Raw genomic sequence first — 3,286 nt, 5'->3', positions numbered from 1 at the left:
GGCTCGAGAAGTCCGGCTATATCCGCCGCTACAAGGCGGTGCTGGACCTCGAACGCCTGGGGATCGGCCATCTGATGGTGGTGCAGGTGAGCCTGGCGGCGACGGCCGACAATTCGCTTGCCACCTTCAATCGGGCGGTGCGCGAGATCGAGGAAATCGAAAGCTGCCTGCTGATCGCCGGCTCTTTTGACTACCTGTTGACGGTGCGCACCCGCGACATCACCCATTTCCGCAGCATACTCGACGAGAAGATCAACAAGCTTCCCGGCATGTATCAGACCAATTCCTTCGCGGTGATGGAGGAGGTCAAGGTCGAAAGCTCATACCGCGCGAGCCGGGCGGCGGCATCGCCTGCCGAATGATCGCCGGCGGTTCGGGGCCGGGCGATCATTTGGCAATCGGGCCGCGATAGTGCTGCGACAGTGCCGGTACAGTGCCGGTACAGTGCCGGTACAGTGCCGGGATCGGGCCCGATCTGCGCGACACAGGTGGTGCGCGAACTGTGCGGATTTTCGCACAGCCGGCGGCCGGGGCCGTGCGGATTTCCGCACAGGCAATCCGAAAACCGCGCGTTCCGACCGGATGACCTCGCGGTAATCTACTGAAATAACGTCGTATTTGGGGAATTTTTCGGGAGCTTCAAGAAACTGTTGAGTGGATTTTTTCCGGGAGTCACAGTTTCCGGGTAGCCCTCTTGCATGGGGGGCATCGAATTCTACTCATGGAAACCGGGGAGGAGACCCAATGAAATTCCTGACAACTGCCGCAACCGCACTGGCCCTGGCCGTCACCGCCGGCACCGCCGCAACCGCATCAAGCTGCGACGATGGCGAAGTGGTCATCAAGTTCAGCCACGTGACCAACACCGACAAGCACCCGAAAGGGATCGCCGCCTCGATGCTGGAAAAACGCGTCAACGAAGAGATGAACGGCAAGGCCTGCATGGAGGTGTTCCCGAACTCGACCCTCTACAACGACAACAAGGTTCTCGAAGCCATGCTTCAGGGCGACGTGCAGCTGGCCGCGCCCTCGCTGTCGAAGTTCGAGAAGTTCACCAAGAAGTTCCGCATTTTCGATCTGCCCTTCATGTTCAAGGACGTCAACGCGGTCGACGCCTTCCAGGCCTCGGAAAACGGTCAGGCGCTGCTTGACTCGATGCAGCGCCGTGGCCTGCAGGGCCTGGCCTACTGGCACAACGGCATGAAGCAGATGTCGGCCAACAAGCCGCTGGTCTCGCCCGCGGATGCCAATGGTCTGAAATTCCGCGTCCAGTCCTCTGACGTGCTCGTCGCCCAGATGGAAGCCATCGGCGGCTCGCCCCAGAAAATGGCCTTCTCGGAAGTTTACGGCGCGCTGCAACAGGGCGTGGTCGACGGTCAGGAGAACACCTGGTCCAACATCTACGGCAAGAAGTTCTTCGAAGTTCAGGACGGCGTCACCGAAACCAACCACGGCATCATCGACTACCTTGTGGTGACCAATGTCGACTGGCTGGAAAGCCTGGACGCCGATGTGCGCGACCAGTTCCTGACCATCCTCGGCGAAGTCACCGCCACCCGCAACGCCGAATCGACCGCCGTCAACAACGCGGCCAAACAGTCGATCATCGACGCCGGTGGCACCATCCGCAGCCTGACCGCCGAACAGCGTCAGGAATGGGTCGACGTGATGAAGCCGGTCTGGGCCAAATTCGCCGATGACGTCGGACAGGAAAACATCGACGCGGCGCAGGCGATCAACGCCGCAATGTAATCGCGTGCCGCGCCCCGCGGGGCGCGGCCGACTTCGGGCGGGCAGCTTTGTCCGCCCCTTTTTCAAACAAGTATCGGGGACATGGGAACATGCGACACAAGCATAGTTTCGTGGACCGGATCGAGGAAACGCTGATGGCGTTCCTCATTGGGCTGATGACGCTGATTACCTTCGCCAATGTCATTGCCCGGTTCGGGTTCAATTCTAATATTCTCTGGGCACTGGAACTGACGGTGTTCATGTTCGGCTGGCTGGTGCTGCTCGGCGCCTCCTATGCGGTCAAGAAACACAGCCATCTCGGTGTCGATGCGATCATCAACATGGTGTCGCCCGGCGTGGCGCGCATCATGGGCATCATCTCGGTGGTCTGCTGCCTGCTGTTTTCGGTCCTGATGCTGAAAGGCGCCTGGGACTACTGGGCCGTCTTCGCGGATCTGCCGCCCACCTCCGGGCGCTGGTTCCCGACCGGCTTTGCCGACAAGTTCCGCAGCCAGAGCTTCTATGAAGTGCAGGACGTGCCGATGGTCGCCGCCTTTCGGTTCCTCGAGGATCTGATCAACTACGGCGATGAATACGAAAAACTGCCCAAGGTGGTGCCCTATCTGGTGCTGCCGGTGTCGATGGCGCTGCTGCTGTTCCGGTTCTGTCAGGCGGCGATGCAGATCGTGCGCGGCGAGACCGACCGTCTGGTGGCCAGCCACGAGGTGGAAGACGAAATCGAAGAAGTGAGAGCTCAGCAAGGGGAGCATGACTGATGGAAGTGGTACTTCTCTTTGCGATGGTGATCGGCCTTCTGCTGATCGGCGTGCCGATCGCGGTTTCGCTGGGTCTGTCGTCGATCCTGTTCCTGCTGTTCTTCTCGGACGCGACGCTGGCCTCGGTGGCGGGCACGCTGTTCGAAGCCTTCGAAGGGCATTTCACCCTGCTGGCGATCCCGTTCTTCATCCTGGCCTCGTCCTTCATGACCACCGGCGGCGTGGCGCAGCGGATCATCCGCTTCTCGATCGCCTGTGTCGGCCATCTGCCGGGCGGTCTGGCGATCGCCGGCGTCTTTGCCTGCATGATGTTCGCCGCCCTGTCGGGGTCTTCGCCCGCAACCGTGGTTGCCATCGGCACGATCGTGATCGCCGGCATGCGCCAGGTGGGCTATTCCAAGGACTTCGCCGCCGGTGTGATCTGTAACGCCGGGACGCTGGGCATCCTGATCCCGCCCTCGATCGTGATGGTGGTCTATGCGGCCGCCGTCGAGGTCTCGGTCGGCCGGATGTTCCTGGCCGGTGTCATTCCGGGCCTGCTGGCCGGCTTCATGCTGATGGTGACCATCTACGGCATCGCCAAGGTCAAGAACCTGCCCAAGGGCGACTGGAAGGGCTGGGGCGAGATCGCCCAGTCCGGGATGGAAGCCGGCTGGGGCCTGTTCCTGATCGTCATCATCCTGGGCGGCATCTATGGCGGCATCTTCACGCCGACCGAAGCCGCTGCCGTGGCCGCCGTCTATGCCTTCCTGATCGCCTGCTTCATCTACAAGGACATG

General features: G+C 61.3%; 4 protein-coding genes. All 4 read left to right on the top strand.

Features of this window, described 5'->3' with window-relative positions:
- The coding region (locus ABZD10_RS14595; RefSeq protein ID WP_372887600.1) for an Lrp/AsnC ligand binding domain-containing protein at positions 1-362 on the top strand (362 nt) is incomplete at its 5' end.
- Between the two features lie 382 nt (positions 363-744).
- On the top strand, positions 745-1,752 hold the full coding sequence (locus ABZD10_RS14590) for a DctP family TRAP transporter solute-binding subunit (protein ID WP_372887598.1): 1,008 nt from the start codon (positions 745-747) through the stop codon (positions 1,750-1,752).
- A gap of 89 nt (positions 1,753-1,841) precedes the next feature.
- A complete protein-coding gene (locus ABZD10_RS14585) occupies positions 1,842-2,507 on the top strand; it encodes a TRAP transporter small permease (protein ID WP_372887596.1) in 666 nt (221 codons plus the stop codon).
- Positions 2,507-3,286 (top strand): TRAP transporter large permease (locus tag ABZD10_RS14580; protein WP_372887594.1); only part of this gene is annotated, 780 nt, incomplete at its 3' end. The genes ABZD10_RS14585 and ABZD10_RS14580, both read left to right, overlap by 1 nt.

The organism is Shimia sp., from assembly GCF_041624275.1.
In the GTDB taxonomy this organism is placed as follows: domain Bacteria; phylum Pseudomonadota; class Alphaproteobacteria; order Rhodobacterales; family Rhodobacteraceae; genus Shimia.
The sequence above is the reverse complement of the archived record's forward strand: the minus strand, read 5'-3'. Positions and strand labels throughout refer to the sequence as shown.